A 23,843-nucleotide genomic window follows, 5' to 3' on the forward strand; every position below is an offset into this window, starting at 1 on the left:
ACGGCCACCACGGCCATCCAACGCACCCACCGCCGAGACCACCACCCGGCTAACCGATTCCGTCTCTGCATACCCGTCGACTACCCTCCACGCCGCCCCTCAACGAAGGCCGTGCTGCGGCCAGGACGGCGGGAGGGTGGTGCTCGTCGTGTCGTTTGGATCAGGCCGCGGGGCGACGACGGGCTCGGAACCGGTAGACACCCTTAACGGCGTAGACGGCAGACAAGAGCACGAAGCCGGCGAGGGAGGGGGCGACCCAAGCCCAGGATTCCGCCACTACAAGGCTCAGCGGTGGGCCGCTGAAGAGCAGCAGGGAGCCGATGACCTCCAGCAGGTCAAGGCGCGCCTTGGAACGCGTCGTGGAGTCCGATTCGCGCAGTCGGCGGATGACGGGACCGAGCCAGAGGGCCTGCAGGACTGCCAGACCGAGAGCGATCCAGATGGACCAGCTGGATATGTTCACGGCGCGCACTGTATCGCGCACCCGAAACCCTCGGAACGAAGATCAAGATAACGCTACTAGGCACCGTAGCGCGGATGTTGAGGCCCCCCGGGCACTCTACCGGCGGGTCCGCGCGCTCCCCCGCGGTGAGAGTCCTTCGGCTGCGCCTCCAGAACCGCAGGGGCCCGTTGACGCGGGCCCGGCCGGCTACGAGGAGGTGGCGGCGTCTGTGCGCTCGAAGGTGAGCACCCAGCGCTGGCGGGGAGTGGCTGGGTCCTCGTGACGGCTGGTCAGTTTCCAGCCTTCGGATTCGATCGCGGTGATGTACCGCTGCTGGATCTGCTCGGCAGAAGCAGCCATGGTGTGGACGTAGGTGGCGTCACCTCGTTCCCGCGCGGCGATCGCACCCTTCCGTATCTGCTTGTGTCCCCAGTTCTGCAGCCATCCCATGTCGGGACCCCTCCCTTGCCGGTCGAGCCTGGGTGGCCGACGTTTGCCAGACCATAGCCCGACATGGGAGCTGCGCTAAATGGGCCTTGCTCAGTCCATGTGCTTCATTTTTTATATCGGGATAGACTCTGGAATTGAGTAGCAGCACCCGTTAATCTATGAGCCTGACGGGGAGCCCACTGTGAAGCCGCTGAGCCACATGACCAAGGCCTGGCCGGTACCAAGGTGGGGTAGATCAGCAACCGGCCGCGTCAGTGCGACCGTGGCTCTCAGTAGCTCATTCACATGCAGGTTTCCAGTTTCCAGCTGCGTCCAGTCGACTGGGCGGCGGTCAGGACGAGGCAGACGGACATGGTGACCACAAACCGCGCTGATCAGCGCGAGGCGGCCCAGCGAGAAGCCGTTGATGCGGTCCTGCGTGCTCTTGAATTGCCTGCAAGATCACTCGTGCCCGAACGGGGGCTTCGAACCCAGGTGATCATGGCGACCGGGTCCGGGAAGACCCGGGTGGCGGTCCGCAGCGCGGAGGAGCTCCACGCTGGCCGTGTGCTGGTGCTCGTTCCCTCGCTGGACCTGCTCGCCCAGACCGAGGCCGCGTGGCGTGAGGGCGGCCGAGGGGGGCCGATGATCGGGGTGTCCTCGCTGCGGGGCGAGGAGGTGTCCTTCCCCAACACCACGGACGTGGACGAGCTGGTGGAGTGGACGCGGGGCCTGGACAAGGTCACGGTGTACGCCACGTACGCCAGTCTCGGTCTGGGCACGCTGGAGCGGGCGCATGCCGCCGGCCTTTCGGGTTGGGACCTGATCGTCGTGGACGAAGCCCACCGGGTTTCTGGCCGGATCGGGAAGCCGTGGGCGGTCGTTCACGACAACCAGAAGATCCCGTCCCTGCGCCGTCTGTACATGACGGCCACGCCCCGGCTGTGGCAGCTCGGGGACGAGGACGCGGCCGGCGCACCCGGCGAGCTGGTCGCGAGCATGGACGACGACCCCGAGGGCCCCTTCGGCAGCAGGGCCTTCACTTTGACGCTGTCGGAGGCCATCGACAGGGGAATCTGTGCCCCCTACCAGGTCGTATGCGTCGACGTCACCGACACCGCGCTCCAAGCCGCGCAGCTCCTGGGAGCCGAAGGCCGCTCGGACCAGGTGCGCGGGGCGCGGCTCGCCGCTCTGCAGACCGCCCTGGTGAAGGCGTCCGCCGAGGAGGGCTTCCGCCGCACGCTGGTCTTCCACCACATGGTGAAGGAAGCCGAAGCCTTCGCAGCCGGCCTCCCCGACGTCGCCGCGCAACTGCACGCATCCGACCCCGAGCTGTACCCGGCCACGATCTGGGCGGACTGGCTGTGCGGGGACCACAAGCCGCTCCACCGGCGGCGTCTGCTGGGCGAGTTCGCCGAAGGGATCGCCACGGACGGCACGGTCGTGGAGAAGTGCTTCCTGAGCTCCGTGAAGGTCCTGGGCGAGGGAGTCGACACGAAGCACTGCGACTCCGTGTACTGGGCAGATGTGCGCGGCTCCATGCCGGACCTGGTCCAGGCCGTGGGGCGGGCGCTGCGGATGCAGCCCGGCGAGGGCAAGGTGGCTTCCCTCGTGGTGCCGGTGCTGCTCGGGCCGGGCGAGACGGCGGACAACATGCTCACCTCCCGGGCCTTCGGCGGGCTGGCTAAGCTGCTGGAGGCCCTGCGGGCGCACGACGCCAGGATCGTGGAGAGCCTCGCGGAGCAGCAGGCCCCGAGCCGCTACAAGCCCGTACTCAAGGACGGCAGCGGGAAGAGCACGGGCGGGAGCGGCGAGGGCCCCGGAGGCGTCAGCGCCCCTGCCAAGGCCCTGCTGAAGTTCTCCACGCCCCGCGACCCGGCCGCCTTGGCCGCGTTCATCAACCTGCGGGTCCTCAACCCGGAACACGAGCACTGGCGGCGCGGCGTGGAGGCGGCCGTCATCTACGCCCGCGAGCACGGCGACTTGAAGGTGCCGTTCACGTACCGCGTGCCTGCCGTGGACGACCAGGAGGCGGAAGGCGAGGGCTGGCCGGCCACGCTCGCCGGATTCCCCCTCGGGCAATGGACCGCCGACGCCAGAAGGTTCTACGCCCGCGGGGACATGGACGAGGACCGCGTCGCCCAGCTGGAGAAGCTCGGCATGATCTGGTCCCACTTCGACGTCGCCTGGGAGGAGGGCCTGGCCGCCGCGCGCGGGTGGGCCGCCGCACACGGCCACCTCCTGGCCCCGCTGGACGCCACCTACCAGGGCGCGAAGGTGGGCATCTTTCTGAAGAACGCGCGTGCCGCCGCCCGGAAGGCCCAGGAGATCGAGCAGCATCGTGCGGAGGGGTTGCCGGTGAAGTCGTCGGCCGGGGCGCTGTCGGACGAGCGGCGCGAGCAGCTGGAGGAGATCGACGCGTCCTGGTGCCCGGCCTGGCCGGTGACCTGGCAGCGGTGCTTCCATCTGGTGCGGATGCACCTGGACACGGGCGAGGCGCTGCCCACCGAGGCGGGCGAAGTTCTGCGCCAGGGCGAGGATCTGGGGCGGTGGGTGCAGTCGGTGCGGCTCGGGTGGGATCAGCTCACGACCGTGCAGCAGTGGATGTCCGAGCAAGTCCTCGGGATCACACCCGCCAGCGAGGACGAGAAGCCGCCGCCGCGCCGTACCCAGGCCGACAAGTGGGCGCTGAACTACGAGGCCGCCCGCCAGTTCTACGAGCGTGAGGGGCACCTTCAGGTCCCCAGGAAGCACCTCGAACGGATCGTCGGCGAGGACCAGGAGGAGCGGGAACACAAGCTGGGCGCCTGGGTCGGCAATCAGCGCAGCAGGGCCGCGACCCTGACGCCGGAGCGGATCGAGCAGCTGTCCGCGATCGGGATGCGGTGGTCCTGATGGTGGGCGTCCTCGTCACCGCGGTCTGCTCGATCAAGACGTGGACCAGTTAGCCCGCTGGTCAGGCTCTGGCGACCGGCGCGACTGTGGTGCGCCGATTCGCGCCGACTTCTCCCCACTCACCTCAACACACTGTCAGGATGTTGTTCAGGACCTAGGGTGTGTGCCGATCCAGAGGAGCGTGATGGTCGGATCCGCAGGAACACGTCGGGCCACTCGCTGGCAGGATTCGGTGCGGTTGCTGTTGCTGATCGACGCCGCCGCAAAGTCGGCGGCCGAAGGCGAGTCGGTGCCGCCGGCGACCGTCGGGGTGGTCCACACCCAGGTGCGGCTGCAGAAGCTCGACTTCTGGGTCCGTAATCCGGACTACCTGGCCTACGAGCTGATGAACGAGTACGTGGCCGCTCCGGACGTTCCTCGGCTGCTGGAGCTTGCCGCAGAGATTCTGGAGTCGGAGGAACCGGATCTGCGGCGCTTCCCGATGCTGCGTTACAAGTACGGCGCCTTCGAGGAGCTCGATGACGCTCTCGCGCCGCTGGTGGAACGGGGGTTGCTGCGCAAGACGCAAGTCCTCGGGCGTGAGCGCGTGGTGGAGCACATCTACTTCCTGCTGGAGCGGGGCCGGGAGGTGGCGCAGTCGATGGTCATCGAGGCGCCCGCGCTGGCCTGGTACGTCGAGCGCACCCGCCTGGTCGTGGACCTGGTCGACGGTCTCGGCGGCACACAGCTAAAGGACCGGCAGTACCTGCTGCGGGACTACGCCGACACCCCCTGGGGCCAGCACATCGGCCCCATCACCGAGCAGGCCCGCGAGCGGCTGCGTGAACTTCAAGCGGCACCAGGCCCGGGAGCCACGGGCGACACTGACCAGGAGGCTTCATGACCGCGCCCGGCCCGGCCTGCTCCGACGCGAAGGACCTGACCGTCGCCCCGAGCGCTGGCGACATCCTGAAGGAGGTCGCGGAGAAGCTGGGGCTGACGCCGGTACAGGTTGAGCGGACTCTGGCCGAGGCGAACATCACCCTGAAGAGCCCGACTGCCGCCGACCGGCGGCTGCGCATCATCCGGCTGCGCGCCAGCGGCACGAAGCACTCGGGCGACGACTTCACCGTGGAGCAGCCCTTCACTCCAGGCGTGTGGGCGATCGTCCACCCGGACAACAGCGCCGGGAAGACCAGCCTGCTGGAGTTCCTCGTTTTCCCGTTGCGCGGCGGGCCGCGCGATCTGCCGCCCGATGTCCGATCGTGGCTGCGGCATCTGAGCGTGGACATCGCTGTGGCTGGCCGGGCGATCCGCATCGTCTTGGACGTCGATGACCGGCCGCACCCCCAGTCGCGGGGCCGGATCCTCGCCGGGGAGTCCGTCGACCAGCTGCTTGCCGCGGACGACGAAGCGCTTCGTCTGCTGGCGACAGCATCCGGCAACGAGGAGGTGAGCCGGTGTATTGGTGAGTTCTTCCTGGACGCGCTGCGTATGGAGCACACCAACCTGTGGCAGGTGACCGGCGGCGCCGACGGCGAGGGGGCCCCGCAGGTCCACGGGTGGGCGTCGTACTTCGGGGCCTGCTACCTCAATCCCGGTGGGGACGAGATCCTGCTCGGCGATGTCGCCGGTGGCCTGCCCGGGCGGCTCATGGAGCTGTTCGTCGACATCCCGTACAGCACGGCCCTCACCCAGCTGTCCGTCGCCGGGAAGCGGGAGAAGAAGACGATCACTCAGGGGCAGCGCCGGGCGGAAGGGGACGCGGAAGCCCGCCGGACCGAGCGCGAGGCGTGGCAGACCGAACTCGCCGAGGTGACTGGGCAGATCGAGGCGTGGCGCCGGGCGGCTGCCCAAGACATCTCCCCGCTCCTGCGGGCCGCCGACCAGGCGGCGACGGAGCTGCGCGGTGTGCGGGCGCTGTTGGAGGAGGCCGAGCAGACACTCACGGAGGTGTCCGCCGCCCGGATGCGCGCGGAGCAGGGGCTACTGGATGCCCGGGAGACGTGGCAGGCCCGGCGAGTCCTGGGACGGCTGGACCCGGTGTGCTGTCCGCGGTGTGAGGAGCCGCTGGGCAATGGGCGGCGCAGCGAGGAGCGTGAGCAGGCGAACTGTGCGGTGTGCACGCGGCCGCTGCCCGAGGTCGACCCGGAGACCGCTGAAGCGCTGCTGGCGGAGCTGGAGCAGACCCTGGAGCGAGCCCAGGATGCCGAGAGAGAGGCAACCGACCGGCGGCTGGGGGCGGCGGAGGCGGTGCAGAGCGCTCTGGCCGACCATCGCGAGGCGGCGGCCGGCCTGGAGCAGGGACTTGCCACCTCGCAGGCCCACGACCGGCTGCGTGACCTGGAGATCCGGGCGGCCGAGCTCCGCGGACGGCTCGAGGCGACCGGATCGACGCCTCCGGCTCCGCCGGTCCCTGTGTCCGCCCAGGTCCTGGCCGCCACCGAGGAAGCTGTCCGCGCGGCCGTCGACGCTGCGGCTAAGCAGCTGTTCCCGGTGATGAACGAAGCGATCGTCGAGCTCGCCACACGGTTCGGCGTCCAGAACCTCGACAGCGTCAAACTCGACCGCGCTGGCAAGGTCAACGCCGTCAAGGCCGGGGTGAAGACCACGTTCAAGAGGCTCAGCCGCGGCGACCGGCTCCGCATGCGGATCGCGACCGTCATCGCGCTTCTGCGTGTGAGTGCTGACCGTGGCGTGGCCACGCACCCGGGCCTCCTTCTGATCGACTCGGTCGCCGCCGAAGAGGTCACCGAGGTGCCAGCCCGCACCCTGATCGCCGAGCTGCAGGCCATCGCCGCAGAACTTCCCGAGCTGCAGGTCGTTCTCACCACGGCGCAGCCCGAGCTCGTCGACGCCCTGCCGAAGGACCACCTCATCACCAGCGATGGTGAACACCTGTTCTAAGCTGCTCGTTCGCGAACCGGCCGGCGACAAGGAGAGGACCGTGGCCCCAAGCGTGGACCAGACGCTCCAGGCCTGGGCCAGCAACGCGACTGACGACGAGCTGGACGCCGGGCCCTCGATCGCGGACCTCGGCGGTGCCGAGGCGGTGAGCGCGGAGGCCGACCAGCTCGCTGCCGGTCCACTCCTGCCCTATCTGCTCACAGCACTCGGCCGCGACCTCGACGCCGTGGACGGTGACCAGGCCCGGCGGTTGCTTGACGCCGCGGCCCAGGGGCTGCGGAACCCCCAGGCCGCCTGGGTCCTAACCGATGCAATCGACGTGGTGTGCGCCCACCCGGCGCTCGCCACCCGCCTCGGCACCCGCACCGTGCGGGATCTTGCCGCACACGTGGAGGCCGCGCTCGCCGGCGACGCCGATGCCGCTCTCGCCCAGCCGGCCGTCGCCGGACTGCTGCGCCTGGCCGTCGCGCAGACGTCCACCCCGCACCGCCTCATGGCGTTGCTCGCCGAGATCACCGGGGACGAGCCGTCCGAGGCCCTGGAGCGCCTGCCGATCCTGGTCGGCGTCGCCCACGACCACTTCGGCGACGACGCCCTGCTCGATGTCCTGAGCACACTGGAGAACCAGACCGATCTCCCTGCGGGCACCCGGGCCGACGCCACCTTCGAACTGGCCGTCGCGGATATGCGCAGGGCGCTGGAGGCATCCGACCGCTCGGCCGTCGAAGACCATCTACGCCGGGCCCTGATGCGGTTCAAGGACCTCGACCGCACCCACGAGGCCCGACTCGACGCCCGCGCCCACGCCGCCGCCGTCGATGCGGTCCTCGCCTTCGGTGAACTCGACCAGCAGCCCGCGACAGCCGCACCCGCCGAGCAGCGCCTGGCCCAGGCCGCCGCCCAACTGGATGCCACGACCGTTCTGCTGACCGAGTGGACCCGCGGTATGCACCGGCTGGACTGGCTCAGCGCCCGCGGACTTGCGCAGAGCGCCTGGTCCCGGCTCGTCACCTCGCTCCAGACCGCCCGCACCCACCTGGACCAACCCAGCTGGTACGACCCGGCCGGCACCCTCGGCGACCTGCTGGACGTCTACGTCGCCAGCCGCAGCATCCACACCACCCGGGCCGACGAATCCGGCGGCCTGACGGCACTGGTGAGCCCACCGGTGGAGGCCGCGTTCGTACGCAGCGACGGCCTGCTGCACCACCTCGAACAGGCCCTCGCCACCGACCCGCAGTTCACCAGCTCCCCCGACGCGCGGGCGCTGTACGAGGTCGTCCAGGCCCAGCGGTGGGCACCGTCGTCGACCGGGCAGGTGATGCCGGGAAAAGCCCTGGAGGGCCGCCCCACGCTCGCCGGGCTCTTCCAGGCTGACGCCTCGGGCCTGCGTGACGACCTCGACCCGCAGCTCCTGGATCAGGTCGAACAGCTCTTGCAGCAGCAGTCCAAGGGCTACACCCCCACCGGCAACGCCCGCTTCGACGCCCACCTGGAATCCCTGCTCGGGGAGCTGGCCACCAGCCCCGCCTGGACGCAGCGCGACAGCTCCTACTTCACCACCCTGCTGGAGCAGTTCCTGCGGTTCCTCTACGACCGGTTCGACGCCCAGGCCGACTACTACGGCGCCCGTACCGCCTACCTCGGCCCCTGCCCCGACAAGAAGCCCGACGGCAGCTCCGACCACTGGGACGAGAAGCACGTCCAGGACGACCTCCACCAGCACCTCGCCGGCACACTCACCCCGGGCACCGTGCAGCGCGAACTCATCGACGTCGCCAGCGGACGCACCGACGTCACCTACACCCCCGAACCCGGCAGCCGCTTCGTCGCCGAGGTCAAACGCCGCGACACCAGATGGACCCGCGAACGCATCGAGAAGAGCTACCTCGCACAGGCCGCCAACTACACCGCCACCGGCCCTCCCTTCGGCCTGCTCCTGGTCGGGGACGACAGCGGCCACACCAGCGGCTACCGGAGCATCGAGGACAGCGTCTGGATCATCCACCACGCGCGCAGCGCCACCGAGGTACCCCGGCTCATCGTGGTCGGCATCCTGCCGATCGGGCGCCCGACCCCGTCCGCACTACGTATGCCCCGCGTCACCACCTGACCCTTCCTCGAACCGGTCACCCTGTTGACGCCTCGAGCGGCCGGGACCGGGTCAGGTCTAGGGCGGGTCGAAGGCGGGAGGACGGTGGTGATGATGGCGTGTGGTGAAGGCCAGGAAGTGATCGGCTTTCAAGCATCGTCTGTACCCTCATCTGCTACCGCCGACCCACCAGATGAGGCAGACCAAGCAACTTCAGAGCCTGCGCGAGCCCGCGCCCCACAGTGCAGAATCCTGCAAGGCCTCGGCCCGTCGATCTGCGCTCAATACCCTGCGCAGGAACTCCGTCATGCCGCAATCAAAGCGTGTCCAGGTGTCGTCGCCGTGACTGAAGAGCACCACCGGCCAGTCCTCGGGTTCGCCGTGAGTGAGCCAGCAGTACAGGTCAGCACTGCCATCCGCTCCCCAGACCACTATCCCCGACTGCTGCATCGATTCCGTTGGGTTCGGTGTCTATCCACGTAGCTCGCGCGTCCGCAGTGATGAACCCCATGCCGCCTTCGGGGCTTCAGGCTCGTCACAGGTCTCAGGAGTCACGGTTGAAGGAATCAACACACTGAGATCCATATCCGACAGGCCATCACCGTAGTGCGCGACGAACCCCTTGAAGTCTGAGGGGAACACGAGCCCCCATGCTCTTTGCGCGGCCCCCCAGTGCACCATCGCTCCCGCTCCGGCCGGTGGCGGCATCAAGCGAATCAGACCGGCGAGGCCATCACGGTCAATCATGTCCTTGCTCCGTCCATCCACCGAGGGACTTGCATAGGCCGCCGACAGGTCGCACATGGTCGCACCGCGCCGTCCGCACGTTCGCCTCGGTCGAACATGCCGCGACCGTTCGGTCGCGACTGTCACACCCAGGTCACCGCAGGGCCAGAGTGCCCACCAGGCAACCGGCCGACGGCCATGATCGCATCGTCTCGACCGAAGGAGAGCTTCATGCTGAGCACCGTGCGCAGCGCCGTGACTGCAGTCCTCATGGCAGGTGCCCTGCTGGCGCCGATGGCCGCTGCCACCGACGCCGCTGCCGCCTCGTGCGCCCGGCACACCACCGGCGTGTGTAAGGCGAACTCCTCCCACCCGCGCGGCGCGACGGCCAAATGCAAAGACGGCACCTACTCCTACAGCGCCCACTTCCGCGGCACGTGCTCCCACCACCGAGGCGTCAAGTACTGGTACCGCTGAACCACCCAGACCAGCACCGGCACTGGGACAGCCAGCCGTAGACAGCGTCCCCACCGCCCGGCCGCTTGCCCAAGCTGGGGGGCATGCGGTGAGGCGGCTGCGGAACGCTCGTGACGACCATCGGCTGGGCGCGGCTGTGCGCGCAGGCCCGCCGGATCAGCCCCTGCCACCCCGCGCCTGATCGGGCAGACGCATTGGCTGACTGAGACGGGCCAGCCCGTATAAGAAGCATCTTTGTGTCCGGCCCGGCTCCCAGCCACTGTCCGGGTCAGGGGTCGGGGATCGTGAATTCGACCCACATCGGGTAGTGGTCGGAGATGTGCCACGACAGTTCGGTCAGGGTGAGATCGCCTCGCAGTGCGGGCACGAAGTCGACGTGCCCGCCGGCCACGGGCTCCATGGTCAGGACCGGTCGGCGTTTTTGGCCTTTCGTGAACCAGGCGATCTGGTCGTAGAAGTGCTCTTTGCCGATGTCGTCGAAGACGGTCCGCGGAAGTCCCGCCAGTTGCGGGGCGGGGACCAGGCCGGTGGAGGTGAAGGCCTTGAACAGCGGGTCGTCGGCGCGGTCGATGTTGAAGTCTCCGAGCGCGATGAGGTTGTGGTCCCAGCCGAACTCGCGCTCCGCCCAGCCTGCCAGCCAGGTGGCGATCGCCTGCAGTTCCGGGACCCGATCGGCGGCGTCTTTGCCGTAGAGGACATGGAGCGTGACCAGGGTGAACGTCTGGCCGCGTGAGAGGAAGCTGACCGCGTACGGGGTGCGGGCGAACTGACGCCCCAGCCCTCCCGCCGCCAGACCGGCCTCCTTCTCGATGGGGACCACCAGCTCGCAGGCCAGCCCGGACGGTTTGACCCGCCGGCTATCGAACACGAACGCCAACCGCTCGTCGTTGCCCTCCCTGCCTTCGGTGACGTCGGTGAGGATGAACGCCCAGTCCTCCCCCAGCGCCTTCATCAGATGCCGCAGGGCCCGCAGGTTTCCGCGCACCTCCTGCACCGCAACCACATCGAACCGACGCATCACCGCAGCGATCAGATGCACATCGGTGAAGTTCCGCTTCGGAGACGCGCCCTCGACGCTCTCCCAGGCCTTGGTCAGACCGGACAACGCCCGCACATTCCAGGTCGCGATCCGCAGGGCCGCCCCATGCTTCGGCGGCACCAGCGCGTCGAGGGCCTTCTCCCAACGCGCAAGCCGCGCGACGACCCCCGGTGGCGGTGCCAGGACATCAGGCTCCGTCGACACATCGGCCTCCCCGCCACAGCTGCCCATGCACCGAGAGTCGGACGACTCGAGGCACCAGGCAATAGGCCAATGAGGTGGCCACCGAGCCTGAAGTGCTGCCCAGTGCGCCGCGGTGCAGCATGCAGGCAGTCTTCTCCCCATGGGGCGCCGCCGGCGAACTTCATCATCAGCGTCAGGCCTCGAGCGGCCAGACCGCGCCGGCGCAGCAGGTGTCAGAGCTGAACGACGAGGTCGAGGAGGGTGCTGCCCACTTCGGGGCCGTCCAGGGTATGGCCAGGGAAGGTGCTGCTGCAGGTCTGCGACTCGTCAGGTCGCCGATGGGCAGGTCCTGGTGGCCGATGGTGTCTGCCCGTAGCTTGAGGGCGGTTGTGTTCGGCGGGCGGGTAGGCCCGGTTCGGAGTGTTTGGGCGGTCTGGTTCGCCTCTTCCACGGCAGGGTGGCGGTCAGGAGCCAGGTGACGCGGTCGGCGAAGCGTGGTTCTGGTACGGGGATCTCGATGCCGGGGTGGCGGGTGTAGTGGCGCGTGACGGTCTCGGCGACGTAGTTGGTCAGTGCCTCGATGCGGTGGCGTCGGACGGGTCGGCTGCCGGGCCCGTCGCAGAGTCGGGTGAGGGTGTGCAGGACGGTGGGCAGGCTGGCGTCGAAGCTGATCTGGTGGGGCGGGCAGGTGCCGGCGACGGTGAGGGTGTCGGTGTCCCGCGCTGGCGTGTGCGGGTGTGCTTGTCGTCGGTAGAAGTCGGCGGCGTGCTGTTCGCCGCGGGACTGGTGGTAGAGGGACAGGGAATAGCAGGCGGGTGCGTGTCCGTCGCCGGCGGCGTACTGCCACCAGAAGCGGGCGCCCTGGGATATGTCGGCGACGTGGAGGGCGCAGCCGAGGAGCCAGGCGGAGTGCAGGTCGGGCATCTGGTCGGTGAGGAAGGTGAGGGATGTGGGGGTGACGGTGGCGAGGGCGGTCTCGCACAGCGTTGTCAGGTGGCCGGCTGCGGCCTTGTGGTGTGAGTGGGGGCGTGGGGGGTGGTGCGCGTCGGGGTGTTCGGCCGGGTAGGGGGTGTCTTCGTAGGGGACGGTGTCGGAGGGGACGTCGGGGCGGGGGTGGAGGCGGGCGCGGGCGAGGAGTTGCTCGATGGCTGTCATGGCGGGCGGGGTCACTCCGGGGTCGGGGTGGTGAGGAGGGCTTCGACGGTGGCGCGGGCGTGGTGGTCGACGGCGTGGGTGAGGGCGGGGGCGATGCCGAGGATGTGGGCGATGGTGTGGTGGGGGGTGTCGCACAGGTACTGCAGGACGGCGACGTCCATGTGGTCGTCGGGCAGGCGGGTGATGGCGTCGAAGAGGTCGATGAGTTCGGTGAGGACGACGAGGTACCCGGGGGCCGCGGAGTGGTCGTGGGCTTCGCGGGTGGAGAACACGGCGGCGCGCAGGTCGGGGTGTCCGTCGCGGTGGCGGGGTGCGCGGGCCATGACGCGGGCGCGCAGGAGGCGCCAGGCGTAGCGGTGGAGGTTCTCGCTGGTGGTGGCCTGGTTCCAGCGGACCCAGAGGATGTCGAGGGCCTCGCAGACGACCCACTGGGCTCGTGGGTCGGTGAGGAGGAAGGCGCGGGCGTAGTCGGTGTAGACGCCGCGCACGTCCTCGGTGAACGCCTGGTAGGGCAGAGGGGGTTCCTCTCCGGGGTGGGCGACTTGCTCTATGTGCTTGATCCAGTCGTCGCCCTTGCCGGCTTCTCGGGCAGCTATGGCCCACAGACGGCGCAGGGGGCGGGTAGGCAGGCCCAGCGCGTGGGTGACGCTGAAGGTGATCTCCCATGGGGGGTAGTAGCCGTTGCCGCGCAGGAGTTCGCTGATGCGGGTTTTGGAGTAGCCGGAGCGCACGACGAGATCGTCTAACGTCAGGCCGCTGGCGAACTGGGCGCTGCGGACGGGCTCGAGCCAGGCGCGGTGGGAGGGGCCCGCGTTGGGGGAGATCGGGGCCGGCGGTCGGCCGCGTTTGGCCGTGCTGTGCAGCGGCGGCGGCTGAGCCGGCCCCGGGAGCGGCATCACCGGGCCCCCTCCTGGCCGTCCCTGCCGGCATCACCGGGGTCGGAAGAGCGAGCTGGGCCGTCGGGCGCGGTGAGGGCCTGGACGATCTGCTGGACGAGCAGGCCCAGAGAGGGCAGCAGGACCGCGGCGGCGGTCGCGTGCCCCATCATGATCATGACCGTGCTCCACGTGAGGACCGCCGCCAGCACGGCAGCGGTCACCACCTTCTTACTCGACATTGCACTCGGTTTCTGTGGGTGAAAGCGACAGAAGCCTCCCCGCAGCGGTGCTGAAGCGCCGTCAGGAAGGACCGCCAGCATGGCCCCGCCGCGGCCTGCCACGCCACGCGATCACACGGTTACGGAACAATGAACTGCTACGCCACACCGCGCTACCTCCCGCCACCCCCCACACGAAAACGACACACCTGCAGGTTCAGCACTTTGGGGCGGATACGTCACTTCTGCCCACCGACAGCACCGTGTCCGCCATCATGGAAGACCTAGGCGCCACTCGACGCCGCACTCCGTGCGGCCCCCTGTGCTGAAGAACAACCCAAGAGGGGGCCGCACGAAATCCCTCTTGTGCTGAGCATGCTCAGGGCGGCCGCGGGCTTGCTGCTCGTCGGCGCCTTCGCGGTCCCTTCGCCGACGGCCCGGCGAAGCCCATCCCGCCTTGACGAGCCTGCGTCGCTCTTCCGAGGCGCTGCCGACTTCCCGGACCCCAGCCACCGAGCCTTCCCCGCCCTCAACACCTGACCTCTCGCCCTGCACGGCGCGGACAGCCAGCAGGCAAGTCGCTCACGAAGCGCGCCGGAAGGCGGCCGCGGGGCCGATGACGCGGGGGCCGAACTTGTCGCGGACGCGATCGATGGCTGCCTCGGCCACGAGCCGGGCCTCTCGCGTGTCGTCGAGGCTGATCTGCTCGGCGACCTGGCCGGCGTCGATCAGGTCCTCCCCCTTCAGCGCCAGCCCGGTGAGGCGGCCGCGCTGCAGGCCGGCGGCGTCCATCAGCCGGTAGGCCAGGGTGCGCAGGTCGTCGTCGTGCCCGGACGGTTCGGCGAGTCGGCGGGTCTTCTCCCAGGAGGTGCCGCCGGCGAACTTCAGCACCAGCGTCAGGCCGCGGGCGGCCTGCCCGCGTCGGCGCAGGAGGTGTCCGAGCTGTACGACGAGGTCGAGGAGGGCGCTGCGCACGTCAGCGCCGTCCAGGGCGTGGCGGGGAAATGCGTGGCGCACGGTTGCGGCGGCGGGGAGGGTGCGGGGGGTGACGAGGCGGGGGTCGATGCCGCGGGCACGGTCAGCGGCGGCGCGGCCGGCCCGGCCGCCCAGCAGGCGCTGGGTCGTCTCGGTGAGGATGGCGGCGAGCAGGCCGATGGTGTGGACGCCGTAGTCGTGCAGCGCTGCGGCCTGGCGGAGGCCGATGCCGTGCAGGGCGTCGACCGGCAGCGGGCCCAGCCAGTCGGCCACGTGATCGGGTGCGATAGCGAGGACGCCGCCGGGCGCGCCGACCTGGGCGGAGGCGGTGGCGGCGACGGTGATGGAAGGGCCGACACCGATGCGCAGGTCGACGCCGAGGCGGGTCAGGGTGCGCACACGCAGCACCTCGCCCAGCCGACGGGCGTCCGTGTCGTGATAGCGCAGGGCGCCTTTGAGCTCCATCAGAGCGGCGGTCGGCGGCAGCGCCTGCACGATGGGGGACAGTTCCGCCATCTCCTCCAGGACTTGGCGGTAGGTGTCCTCCGGTAGGCGGTCCGGGCAGCGGACATGCATCACCGTGCTTTGACCTGCTGGCCTTCGTGTCGTCACGAGGGTCACCTCCCAACCCTCACGTTATCGAACATACAATCGAACACGCGACAGCGAAAGGTCGATCTTGGGCGTAAAATCGGAAACGTGTTCGATGACCTGCCGCCGGATCTGGAGTGCCTGCACACGCTGCGGGTGTGGCACGTCATGTGGCTGGCCCGCATCGACGCGAAGATTGACGCTGTGCGGCAGCGCCAGACGGAGATCGAGCAGGGGCGGGCGCGCCGGCCCCCGCGGCCGGAGTGGACGGTGGAGCTCGGCATCGGCGCCGGCCGCCCTCCCGTGCAGGTGCACGCCGGGGACTGCTACGCGGCGGGCAAGCGACGCCGACCCGTCGACCACGACGAGGCCCGCCGCCTCCTGGCCGACAGCCTGCGCGCCTGCACCCACTGCCGGCCCGACACCCGCCTGAACGTCATCGACTTATCTCGCGGCCCCACCCCAGCCCCCTGCACCCCTTCCCCGCCGCAAGGACACCAGCACGATGAGCAATCCCCCGCCCCCGGTCACCGACCCTGACCCTGACCCATCGACGTTCGTCTGCCTGGGAAACCAGGTCGGCCCCTGCGCGGCATGCCAGCGCAAAACCACGTCCAAGCCGTGCTCGCCCTCGTCCGCCGAGGCGTCAACGTCATTTGGGCTCTGATCCGTGACCGGCGATGCTACGAAGTGACAGCGCCGGTGACCACGGCAGCGCCGCGCTCGCGTTCTACGTGCACGTCAAGGGCGGCATGACCGAATGGCGCGGCCACTACGCCTCGTTCCTGGGGCATCTCGGCGGCGGGCGGGATCCGGGGAGACCAGAACTCGGGAGCGTCATGCATTCGGACACGCTCTCCTCGTCGAGGGCCAAGAGCCAGCCACCTCGGGACGGGAAGAGGGCCGAGCTCAGTCGCTCCGCTGCCGCTGCTCTGCCGCCGCCTTAATTCCGTCCAGCGTGGCGTGCATGGCTTCGCGCAGCTCACCGAGACGGAGGGCCACGAGATACTCTTCCTTGTCAGGCATCCGGTCGATGGCAGCGCTCAGCCCTGAGCGTCCGGGGCCGATTCGCACAGTTTGCCGAAGCAAGGTGCCTCCTGCGTCAGGCGTGAGCGTGAAGCGCCATGTTGCCATTGGCTCCGCAAGGCTCAGCGTTGCCTTCCCGAAGCGGCCGTCCGCATCGAGGACGCGCCACGCGAAAGCCCGCTCTGGGTCGAGTTCGGTGATCTGGGAAACCGTGCGCCAGGCACCGATCACGGGATGCTGGTTATGGCCTGCGAAGCGAGCCCCCAGCGCGGGAGCCGTCGCGTCATCGAGCCATTCCGTGCGGTGCAGTTCACGACTCCAACGGGCTGGGGCTTGAATGTCGATCGCGATCTCCCATACGGCCGATGTAGCCGCAGCAACGAAGGTCTCACATTGAGCGCCAGGCATATCCGCGTATCGCATCTCGTCTCCGTGATCCTGGGGTGCTCGCCACACCATTGCGGACATGGCAGGAAGTCCGGTGAAGTCGGGCAACTGTCGGTCAGCGCGCCGGCTTTCAGTCGAGTGCTGGCGCCGGCGCCCGGGGTGCTTCGGCAAGTCAGAGGGCTCTCCTGCCCTTCTCAATCGGTGGCCAGCTCGGTCACCAACCGAGTGACGATGGGTACGGCGACGTTGTGTCGACGAGCAGCCCGCAGCAGTGCCCCGCCGATGGCATCCAGTTCCAGCTGACGCCCCGCCTCCGCGTCGCGTTGCATCGAGGACTTCGCTCCGGCCGGGAAGGCGTCGTACAGCGCCAGAGCCTTCGCGGGGTCGGCGGGGGCGCCGCAGGCCCGACTGACAGCGGCGGTCTCCTCGACGAGCGCTACCAGTTCCTGCCGACGCTCGGTCCTGACGCCGCCCATGGTGAGCCCGTATCGCGTCGTGAGCAGTGCGAAGGGCGCGAGGAAGGCCAGTTTGGCCCAGAGCAGGGCGGTCTCGTCCTCGGCCACCCGAGCCTTTACCCCGGCGGCTTGCAACATGGCAGCCAGGTCCTCCAGCCGTTGTGCCGGTCCGGTCAGATCGATCTCGGTGAAGGGGCTGCCGTGTTCGATGATGCCCGGTGAGACGCGGGTCGACTCGACCCGGATGACCCCGGGCGCAACCCGGTTGACACCGTAACGTCGGCGCAGAGCTTCGGGATGCTCAAGGCCATTGAGTAGGGGCACCACGAGGCCGTTTTCAAGCATGGCGGGCGGGACCCGCTCCAACGCTGCACCCAGGGCAATGTGCTTGACGGTCACCAGACACAGGTCGACCGGTTCGTGCAGCATGGTGTCCGCCTCCACCTTGGCGGTGAAGTCGCCGAATTGCCGGCTGCGCACGCGCAGGCCGTTCTGGCGGAGTGCCTGCGCGGTTGTCTCGCCGGACAGGCAGACGACCCGGTGGCCGGCGCGAGACAGCAGCGCGGCGAGCAGGCCGCCGACGCCTCCGGGGCCCAGGACCGTCACGGTGGATCGGCGCGGGGTGTCGACGGCGGTGGAGGATGGGGTGGTGAGCACTGTGTGGCAGTCCTTCCAGGCGGGCGGACTCAGCAGCAATCGGAGGCGGGTGAAGAGGACGAGGAGGTCAGGCCCCCAGCGCTCGCGGAATGCGGGGTCGACTCGGGCGATGTCGAGTTCGTTGGCGGCGGACAGCTCGGTGAAGTCTTGCCGCAGCCCGAGGTCCGGGGCGAGGGTTCGGCCGGTGAACCGATCGCGGAACGCGGGGTCGGGATCGCCCAACGTCGGGTAGGAGGCGATCCGGTCGCAACTGGCGTAGAAGTGCACCAGTGCTTCGGCTTCGGCGCCGATCACCGTGGCCAGCTCTCCGCGGCGGTCGAGGGGTAGCAGTGCGGTGGCGAATCCGTCGGTGCTGTAGAAGGCGTGGCACAGGCCCGCGAGTTGCAGGGCAGGGCGGGCGCCCCAGGCGGCGAGCTGCTGCTGGACCCGTTGCAGATGGGCGAGGAGGGTGCCGCCGGGGTGCTCGATGTTCGCGGCGCCGAGCCGGCGCAGCAGGGCGGTGGCCCGAGCCGTGGCGGCGGGCGGGGTGGACATGGCGGTGGTTCCTTTCGGCGCGTGGCGGGTCGGCACCCGCCGTGCCTTCGCCTCACGTCCGGATCGTTGCGAAGTCAGGGCGGGTTGCCGCCCGTGGCCCTGCACTGATGATCAAGCATGGCGTAAATCCAAGTCAATCCTCGTATTTGCTTGTCTATACCCAAGCGATACCTTGGGTGGCTGTGACTCTTGATGATCTTCGCGTCTTTGCCGCCGTGTGCCAGGCCGGCTCACTGAGTGCCGCTGCCCGCGACCTGATGTGCACACAGTCGGCGGTCAGCCAGCATGTGAAAAGGCTCGAGCGGGAACTGGGACTCAGTCTGTTCGAGCGGCAACCGCGTGGGGTCATACCGACCCAGGCTGGGCACGTCCTGCACTCCGCGGTCATCAATGGGCTCGGCAGCATCGACCACGCCTTGCGTCGCCTCGACGAACTCGCACGAGGAGACAACGGTGCGGTGCGGATCACCACAGGAGCCACCACCGTCCGGCACTTCATGTCGGCCGCGATCGTCGACTTCCGTCAGCGCTTCCCCCAGGCCAGCCTGGAGTTCCAGACTGAGACCTCCAGCCGCAGCTGCTTCGACGCACTCGCCACCGACGGACTCGACCTCGCCTGGATCACCCTCGGGCCCCCGGTCCGCGGTATCGAGCAGCGCCCGGTTGTCGAACTTCCCTGGGTGCTTGCTGTGACCGCCGACGATCCGCTGGCCGACAAACCCTTCATCGAACCCGCAGACCTGCAAGACGCGCGGCTCATCGGGCTCCCCGAGAACTCCACCTCCCGCTCGCAGCTCGACTCCTGGCTTGGGGAATCCGGTGTACGCCCCGTCTTCGACACCAGCGTCGCCGACTGGGACACCGCGGTCCTCCTGGCCGAACTGGGGCTGGGCCATGCCATCGTTCCCACGCTCCCCCGGTGGCGCGGCCCCGGCCACTCCGACCTGCGCCTTGTCCCCATCCCCGCCCTCCCTGCCCTTACTGCAGGGTGGGCCGTGCGCCGCTGGGACGCCCTATCACCCCTGGCCCGCACCTTCGCCGACACTGTCGCCCACCACTGCGCGACGCAGCCTCCCGGGAGCAGGACCCGGTGACGTGACCCTCCCTGCGCGACATCAAGCGATGGTTTCGTAAGCGAGAGCGAGCAACGTTTACTGACTTCGGCGCATTAGGGTGATGTTGGATCGTCGAGGGTCAGGCCGGTGCCCGCTATGAAGCCGTCGAGAGTGTCAGGCCGGTACTGAAGTCGTTTGAGCCGGCTGCGGACGAGGGCCTCGAGCCGGTCGAGGGCGACCACGGCGAGGTTGGCCAGGCTGCCCTTGACGTGCGCCCACACCCACTCGACGGGGTTGAGGTCGGGCGAGTAGGCGGGCAGCAGGAACACGGTCAGCCATGCACGCTCGGCGATCAGGTCACGCATGGCGTGGGAGACATGGGTGTTCAAGCGGTCCCACACCAGCACGATCGGTGCTTTGACCAGCTGGTGAGTGCCGTCGATGAGCGCGATGAAGTCGCGTTCTCCCATGCTGCGGCGGTTGCCCTTGCCCGAGGGGTGGGTGCGCAAACGGTGGCACAGCCGGGTCCGGGAGCCGGGCCGCATGGCGATCAGCCCGGCCACGAAGAGCCGTCCCGAACGTCTTCCGCTCACCGTCACTTGCGGAGTCACTCCGCGTCGGCCCCAGGTGCGTCCTTTGGGCGGCCGGCGGGTGAAGCCTGCCTCGTCCTCGAAGCAGATGTAGCCTCCGCGGGCCGCCCGGGCTCTTTTCCCTCCGCCCAGGTCGCCTCCTTCCAGACGGTGACGGCCTGCTCGTCGCGCTCGGCGAACGGCCGCGTGGGGACCTGCGGGCTGAAGCCGAGCCGGTGCATCAGCCTTGTCGCGCCGGAGACGCTGTAGGAGACGTGGAACTTCCTGCCGATCAGCGTGGCCACCCGCGCCGCGGTCCACACCTGGTCCTCCACCCAGCCGTGCGCGGCAGGTCCCTCATCGAGGTACGCGGCCAGCTTCTGCAGACAGCGCGGACACAGGCGGCATCGCGATCCGCTCGGGCCACGGGAGGCCAGAGCCTGCACGCCGCCGTCCCGCCACAACTGGTGCCACTGGTAGGCCGACTTCGGGCTCACCCGCAGGCGCCGTGCGACCTCCAGCGGCTTGATCTTCTGTTCGAACAGCTCAGCCGCCTGCATCCGTACCGTCTCCCGGCGCTGACGTCCCACAGGAGTCAGCCCGCCCCCATCCGCATACCTCACACACCACGGAATACAGCCACTACCCCAAGCCCAGCAGGGACTTCAGGAAATATCACCCTGACGAGCCGAAGTCAGTAACGATGGTTTCGGGCAGCACTTGGCGATCAGACAGCCCGAAGATGTCGATGAGAAGTGACAACGCTGGGTACTTGTTCGCTTTGCCACCCCCTTAGGAGTGCGATGAGCCGTGGCCCCTCACTCGACTCCCGGCGGGGGGGGGCCGACGTTGGGGTGCACCTTCGGTGATCGAAAGGGGACTGGTGCAGCCACCGCAGTGTGCGAGAGGCTGATCCATCCAAGAGGATCTTCAGCACGCGGAGGCTACGCGCTCATGGCGATACCAGGCACTGCAGAGCAGTCCGTACCAGCAGCAGGCACCTACGAGATCGATCCAGTGGCATCGACGGTCCGTTTCGACACGCGGGCCGTGTTCGGGCTGCTCCCGGTCCGTGGGACGTTCACTATCAGTCATGGCCGGATTACCGTTGCTGAGTCGCCGGAAGAATCGTCGGTGGAAGTCGCGATGGACGCGGCCAGCTTCGAGTCCGGCAATCAGCAGCGCGACGATCACGTCAGGTCCTCCGACTACCTGGACGTGGCACGACATCCCGAGATCGCCTTCCGGAGCCAGAGCCTGGGAAGATCCGCCCAGGATGCCTCACTGCAAGGAGAGATGACTGTCTGCGGAGTATCGCAGCCGGTTCTCGTCACGATCAATTCCGTTGCCTGCGAAGACAGGCAGATCACGGCCGACGCCACCGCCACGATAGACAGATACGCGTTCGGCATCACAAAAGCCAAGGGCATGACGGGTCGCCGTCTAAAGATCACCTTGGAAGTGGTCGCAAACCGCTGAGGGAAACCTGGTCTCTCTGTGGTCGCGATCGCGACATCCATCGGGGAGGGGCCGGTGCTGGTCAGCCTGCGGCAGTGTTCTGAGCTTGGGCGGCCCTGATGCTGGCGAGGCGGTAGGAGTCACTGCCGGTCTCGATGATGTTGCCGCCGAAGGTGAGCCGGTCCACGATGGCCGCGCAGAGCCGCGGGTCGGTAAAGGTTTTCGTCCACCCGCCGAACGACTCGTTCGAGGCGATGGCGACGCTGTTCTTCTCCTCCCGCTCGGTCAGAACCTGGAACAGCAACTCCGCGCCGGGTGCTGGTCGAGCAGGCCATCGCGCTGATCGCGAACGAGGCCCCCAAGGAGCATGTGCCCGAGCGCATCGAAGACGCCTTGGACGCGGCTGCGACCTCGCGCCCGATGCCCTTGTTGGCACCGGTGACCAGGGCAGTCGTGGTTTCTGTCATGCGTTCAGCCCACCACGGGGGCGGCCGGGAGTTCCAACACCGATCGCGTGCGGGTATGGAAAGACCGCAAGCTCGTCTACTTCACCGCTGTCGCCGAAGAACTGCACTTCGGTCGGGCGGCCGCCCGGCTAGGGATGACCCAACCGCCGCTCTCCCGCGCCATTCAGCAGCTCGAACGACGGCTGGGCGTAGCCCTGTTGGAACGTGGCAGTCGCCGGGTCGCACTGACCGAGGCGGGGGCTGTCCTGCTCCGCGAGAGCCGTACGGTGCTCGACGCCGCGTCGGCCGCGGCGCGCCGCACCCGGCGGGCTGGCCGCGCCGACCCGCGTCTGGTCCTGGTCATCAAGCCGGGCGGCGACGGTGGCCTGCTGCCCGAGATCCTCGACGCCTATCAGGCTGAGCCGGGTGCCCTGCTGGTCGAGCTGGTGTGCAGCTTCGGCGAGCGTGAGATCCTCCTGCGGGAGGGCCGTGCCGACGCCGCCCTGCTTCACCGCCCCCACCACGACCTCACCGGCCTGGACACCCAGGACCTCCTGACCGAGACTCAACTTCTCCTGATACCGAGTTCGCATCGCCTCGCGGGCCGTACCCGAGTCTGCCTGAACGACCTCGCCGGGGAGCCCCTGCCGCGCTGGCCGGGCGCATCTGAGGGTGGCTCACACGGACCCGAGGTCGTCCACGACCTTGGGCAGCTTCTCCACCTACTGACCTTGTCGGATTAGCTTCGGGTGCCGGGGTTGCGGGTCAGACCGGTTTCGGTGAGGCAGCCGTCGATGAGTTCCGGGTGGCGCTGGATGTGGGCGAGGCCGCGGCGGAGGGTGCGGGTGAGGTGGTCAGGGTCGGTGAATGCGGTGTTGGCCATCGGGCCTCGCCGTAACAGGGACCAGACCCCTTCCACCGGGTTCAAGTCGGGGCTGTAGGAGGGGAGCTGGACGATCGTGAGCCAGTCGTGGCCTGCGGCGTAGTCACGCAGGCCAGCGGTGCGATGGGTGTTGAGATTGTCCCAGACGACGATGATCGGGGCGCCGAGCTGCAGGTGCGCGCGGACCAGGAGGTCGCGGTAGTCCTGCCAGGCGAAGCTCTTGCGTGCGCCTTTCAGCAAGGAGTGGAAGCGGGGCCGGTAGATCATCCGGGACCTCTCGCCGGGCCGGTAGCAGCACATCGCGGCGATCGAGATCCGCCGCCGGGACCGGCCTCGCACTCTCACCACGGGAGTCTGTCCGCGCCGGCCCCAGGTGCGGGCGCGTGGCGGCGTCATCGCGAACCCGGCCTCGTCCTCGAAGACGATCCAGGCCCCGAGCGCCGCCGCGGTGCTTCCACCTGCGGCCACACGTCCTTCTTCCAGAGCTCGACCGCGTGCTCGTCACGTTCCAGCGCACGGCGGGCCGGGCTCTGCCAGGACCAGCCGTGGCGGTGCAGGAGCCGCCACACTCCCGCGATCGAGCAACTGACCTCGAACTGGCGGCCGACCAGCGTTCTGACACGTTCCAGAGTCCACCGCTGATCTTCCCAGCCATGCGCGGCCGGGCCTTTGGCCAGCTCCTTTTCCAGCACGGCGAACCGCTCGTCCGACAGCTTCGGCAGTTTCGCGGGTCCCTTCGACTTCAGACCCTCCATGCCGCCCTCACGCCAGTTGCGGCGCCACTGCTCCACCGAACGCTCGCTCACCCGCAGGTCCTTGGCGATGACCGAAGTCCTGTCACCTCGTGCGAACCTCCGCCCGGCCTCCAGCCGGATCCCTTCACGCGCAGCCCGCCGCTCAGCAGTCAGGCCCCCACCATCCGCGTACCGCATAGCACCGGCATACCGCAGGGATCACCCAACGTCACCACCCGAAGGCAACCCGAAAAGGTCAGTAACCGGCCGCGTCGGCTGTGGCCTGCACCTGCTGGAGCAGCCGTTCCCAGGTGCCGTCGGCCGACTACAAAAGGTGGCGTTCGTAGACCGTCTTCCACGGACCGAACCGTTCGGGCAGGTCAGCCACTGAACTCCGGTTCGCACCCGGTGCAGAGTCCCGTCGATCACCTGCCGGTGATCCCGCCACCTGCCGCAACGCCCGTTGCTGACTGGCAGGCACGGCCGCAGCCGTTCCCACTCGGCATACGTCAGGTCGCCCCGCCCCATGTCCATAAGAACGATCAGCAGCAAGAGTCAGTCGCATGCTCTGCCGGATCGGTCCTAGTCTCCTGAGAATCCGAAGATTCCCAGGTGAGTCGGCCTGTCGCCGGAGTAGAGGACGATGTAGTAAC

General features: G+C 68.8%; 23 protein-coding genes and 3 pseudogenes. 9 read left to right on the forward strand and 17 right to left on the reverse strand.

The window, feature by feature from the left end; all coding sequences use genetic code 11:
• Positions 1 to 160 precede the first annotated feature (160 nt).
• Both ACFVYK_RS31040 and ACFVYK_RS31045 read right to left on the reverse strand, forming a co-directional pair.
• Complete coding sequence (locus tag ACFVYK_RS31040) at positions 161 to 463, reverse strand: hypothetical protein (protein WP_389779751.1); 303 nt, start codon at positions 461 to 463, stop codon at positions 161 to 163.
• A gap of 186 nt (positions 464 to 649) precedes the next feature.
• Positions 650 to 892 (reverse strand): hypothetical protein, encoded by a 243-nt coding sequence (locus ACFVYK_RS31045; protein WP_389779753.1) that lies wholly within the window; start codon positions 890 to 892, stop codon positions 650 to 652.
• A gap of 351 nt (positions 893 to 1,243) precedes the next feature.
• Between ACFVYK_RS31045 and ACFVYK_RS31050 the strand changes: the two genes are divergently transcribed.
• The 4 genes from ACFVYK_RS31050 (at position 1,244) to ACFVYK_RS31065 (ending at position 8,765) form a co-directional block, all read left to right on the forward strand.
• Positions 1,244 to 3,766, forward strand: coding sequence for a Helicase associated domain protein (locus tag ACFVYK_RS31050; RefSeq protein ID WP_389779755.1), 2,523 nt, complete (start codon positions 1,244 to 1,246; stop codon positions 3,764 to 3,766).
• 184 nt (positions 3,767 to 3,950) lie between these two features.
• Positions 3,951 to 4,649 carry a hypothetical protein gene (locus ACFVYK_RS31055; RefSeq protein ID WP_389779756.1) on the forward strand — a complete coding sequence of 233 codons (699 nt, stop codon included), beginning with the start codon at positions 3,951 to 3,953 and terminating at the stop codon, positions 4,647 to 4,649.
• Complete coding sequence (locus tag ACFVYK_RS31060; RefSeq protein WP_389779758.1) at positions 4,646 to 6,652, forward strand: hypothetical protein; 2,007 nt, start codon at positions 4,646 to 4,648, stop codon at positions 6,650 to 6,652. The genes ACFVYK_RS31055 and ACFVYK_RS31060 overlap by 4 nt, the downstream gene beginning before the upstream one ends.
• Before the next feature lie 40 nt (positions 6,653 to 6,692).
• A complete protein-coding gene (locus ACFVYK_RS31065) occupies positions 6,693 to 8,765 on the forward strand; it encodes a hypothetical protein (RefSeq protein ID WP_389779760.1) in 2,073 nt (690 codons plus the stop codon).
• A 192-nt stretch (positions 8,766 to 8,957) separates the two neighbouring features.
• Here the strand turns inward: ACFVYK_RS31065 and ACFVYK_RS31070 are convergent, their stop codons facing one another.
• Positions 8,958 to 9,194, reverse strand: a complete 237-nt coding sequence (locus ACFVYK_RS31070; protein WP_389779762.1) for a hypothetical protein — start codon at positions 9,192 to 9,194, stop codon at positions 8,958 to 8,960.
• 507 nt (positions 9,195 to 9,701) lie between these two features.
• Here ACFVYK_RS31070 and ACFVYK_RS31075 point away from each other — a divergent pair.
• Entirely contained in the window at positions 9,702 to 9,947 is a 246-nt protein-coding gene (locus ACFVYK_RS31075) for a DUF3761 domain-containing protein (RefSeq protein ID WP_389779763.1), read from the forward strand.
• 268 nt (positions 9,948 to 10,215) lie between these two features.
• Here ACFVYK_RS31075 and ACFVYK_RS31080 read toward each other — a convergent pair whose 3' ends face one another.
• From ACFVYK_RS31080 to ACFVYK_RS31100, 5 genes are all read right to left on the reverse strand, one after another.
• The gene (locus ACFVYK_RS31080) at positions 10,216 to 11,190 is read right to left on the reverse strand and encodes an endonuclease/exonuclease/phosphatase family protein (RefSeq protein ID WP_389779765.1); all 975 of its coding nucleotides are present in this window, start codon (positions 11,188 to 11,190) and stop codon (positions 10,216 to 10,218) included.
• 306 nt (positions 11,191 to 11,496) lie between these two features.
• Positions 11,497 to 12,324 (reverse strand): hypothetical protein, encoded by an 828-nt coding sequence (locus ACFVYK_RS31085; RefSeq protein WP_389779767.1) that lies wholly within the window; start codon positions 12,322 to 12,324, stop codon positions 11,497 to 11,499.
• 11 nt (positions 12,325 to 12,335) lie between these two features.
• Positions 12,336 to 13,220, reverse strand: a complete 885-nt coding sequence (locus ACFVYK_RS31090; protein ID WP_389779768.1) for an XRE family transcriptional regulator — start codon at positions 13,218 to 13,220, stop codon at positions 12,336 to 12,338.
• Complete coding sequence (locus ACFVYK_RS31095; protein ID WP_389779770.1) at positions 13,220 to 13,441, reverse strand: hypothetical protein; 222 nt, start codon at positions 13,439 to 13,441, stop codon at positions 13,220 to 13,222. Before ACFVYK_RS31095 ends, ACFVYK_RS31090 begins: the two co-directional genes overlap by 1 nt.
• A gap of 561 nt (positions 13,442 to 14,002) precedes the next feature.
• Positions 14,003 to 14,971, reverse strand: a complete 969-nt coding sequence (locus ACFVYK_RS31100; protein ID WP_389779792.1) for a hypothetical protein — start codon at positions 14,969 to 14,971, stop codon at positions 14,003 to 14,005.
• A gap of 123 nt (positions 14,972 to 15,094) precedes the next feature.
• On the opposite strand from ACFVYK_RS31100, the gene ACFVYK_RS31105 reads away from it, so the two are divergent.
• Positions 15,095 to 15,526, forward strand: coding sequence for a DUF6233 domain-containing protein (locus tag ACFVYK_RS31105; protein WP_389779771.1), 432 nt, complete (start codon positions 15,095 to 15,097; stop codon positions 15,524 to 15,526).
• A gap of 369 nt (positions 15,527 to 15,895) precedes the next feature.
• Here the strand turns inward: ACFVYK_RS31105 and ACFVYK_RS31110 are convergent, their stop codons facing one another.
• The 3 genes and pseudogenes from ACFVYK_RS31110 to ACFVYK_RS31120 all read right to left on the reverse strand — a co-directional run.
• A complete protein-coding gene (locus ACFVYK_RS31110) occupies positions 15,896 to 16,435 on the reverse strand; it encodes an SRPBCC family protein (RefSeq protein WP_389779772.1) in 540 nt (179 codons plus the stop codon).
• Positions 16,436 to 16,593: 158 nt separating this feature from the next.
• Complete coding sequence (locus ACFVYK_RS31115; protein WP_389779794.1) at positions 16,594 to 17,511, reverse strand: ketopantoate reductase family protein; 918 nt, start codon at positions 17,509 to 17,511, stop codon at positions 16,594 to 16,596.
• Positions 17,503 to 18,045, reverse strand: a pseudogene (locus tag ACFVYK_RS31120) (DUF6817 domain-containing protein); the annotation flags it as partial. The gene ACFVYK_RS31115 and the pseudogene ACFVYK_RS31120, both read right to left, overlap by 9 nt.
• Before the next feature lie 182 nt (positions 18,046 to 18,227).
• Between ACFVYK_RS31120 and ACFVYK_RS31125 the strand changes: the two are divergent.
• Positions 18,228 to 19,139 carry a LysR family transcriptional regulator gene (locus ACFVYK_RS31125; protein ID WP_389779796.1) on the forward strand — a complete coding sequence of 304 codons (912 nt, stop codon included), beginning with the start codon at positions 18,228 to 18,230 and terminating at the stop codon, positions 19,137 to 19,139.
• Positions 19,140 to 19,213: 74 nt separating this feature from the next.
• On the opposite strand, the gene ACFVYK_RS31130 is transcribed toward ACFVYK_RS31125, so the two are convergent.
• Positions 19,214 to 19,822, reverse strand: a complete 609-nt coding sequence (locus ACFVYK_RS31130) for a transposase (RefSeq protein WP_389779798.1) — start codon at positions 19,820 to 19,822, stop codon at positions 19,214 to 19,216.
• Positions 19,708 to 20,259, reverse strand: coding sequence for a transposase (locus ACFVYK_RS31135; RefSeq protein ID WP_389779773.1), 552 nt, complete (start codon positions 20,257 to 20,259; stop codon positions 19,708 to 19,710). Before ACFVYK_RS31135 ends, ACFVYK_RS31130 begins: the two co-directional genes overlap by 115 nt.
• Before the next feature lie 364 nt (positions 20,260 to 20,623).
• Here ACFVYK_RS31135 and ACFVYK_RS31140 point away from each other — a divergent pair, with 364 nt between their 5' ends.
• Positions 20,624 to 21,148: a YceI family protein gene (locus ACFVYK_RS31140; protein ID WP_389779775.1), complete on the forward strand. Its 525-nt coding sequence runs from the start codon at positions 20,624 to 20,626 to the stop codon at positions 21,146 to 21,148.
• 61 nt (positions 21,149 to 21,209) lie between these two features.
• Here ACFVYK_RS31140 and ACFVYK_RS31145 read toward each other — a convergent pair.
• Positions 21,210 to 21,440 (reverse strand): annotated as a pseudogene (locus ACFVYK_RS31145) (ATP-binding protein); the annotation flags it as partial.
• Positions 21,441 to 21,641: 201 nt separating this feature from the next.
• Here ACFVYK_RS31145 and ACFVYK_RS31150 point away from each other — a divergent pair.
• The gene (locus tag ACFVYK_RS31150) at positions 21,642 to 22,316 is read left to right on the forward strand and encodes a LysR family transcriptional regulator (protein ID WP_389779777.1); all 675 of its coding nucleotides are present in this window, start codon (positions 21,642 to 21,644) and stop codon (positions 22,314 to 22,316) included.
• Here the strand turns inward: ACFVYK_RS31150 and ACFVYK_RS31155 are convergent.
• The 3 genes and pseudogenes from ACFVYK_RS31155 to ACFVYK_RS31165 all read right to left on the reverse strand — a co-directional run.
• Positions 22,313 to 22,852 carry a transposase gene (locus tag ACFVYK_RS31155; protein ID WP_389779800.1) on the reverse strand — a complete coding sequence of 180 codons (540 nt, stop codon included), beginning with the start codon at positions 22,850 to 22,852 and terminating at the stop codon, positions 22,313 to 22,315. The genes ACFVYK_RS31150 and ACFVYK_RS31155 overlap by 4 nt on opposite strands.
• Positions 22,849 to 23,388: a winged helix-turn-helix domain-containing protein gene (locus ACFVYK_RS31160; protein ID WP_389779778.1), complete on the reverse strand. Its 540-nt coding sequence runs from the start codon at positions 23,386 to 23,388 to the stop codon at positions 22,849 to 22,851. The genes ACFVYK_RS31155 and ACFVYK_RS31160 overlap by 4 nt, the downstream gene beginning before the upstream one ends.
• Before the next feature lie 64 nt (positions 23,389 to 23,452).
• Positions 23,453 to 23,718 (reverse strand): annotated as a pseudogene (locus ACFVYK_RS31165) (transposase); the annotation flags it as partial.
• Positions 23,719 to 23,843 lie beyond the last annotated feature (125 nt).

Origin of the sequence: Streptomyces sp. NPDC058291 (assembly GCF_042880855.1) — a bacterium.
Lineage (GTDB): Bacteria > Actinomycetota > Actinomycetes > Streptomycetales > Streptomycetaceae > Streptomyces.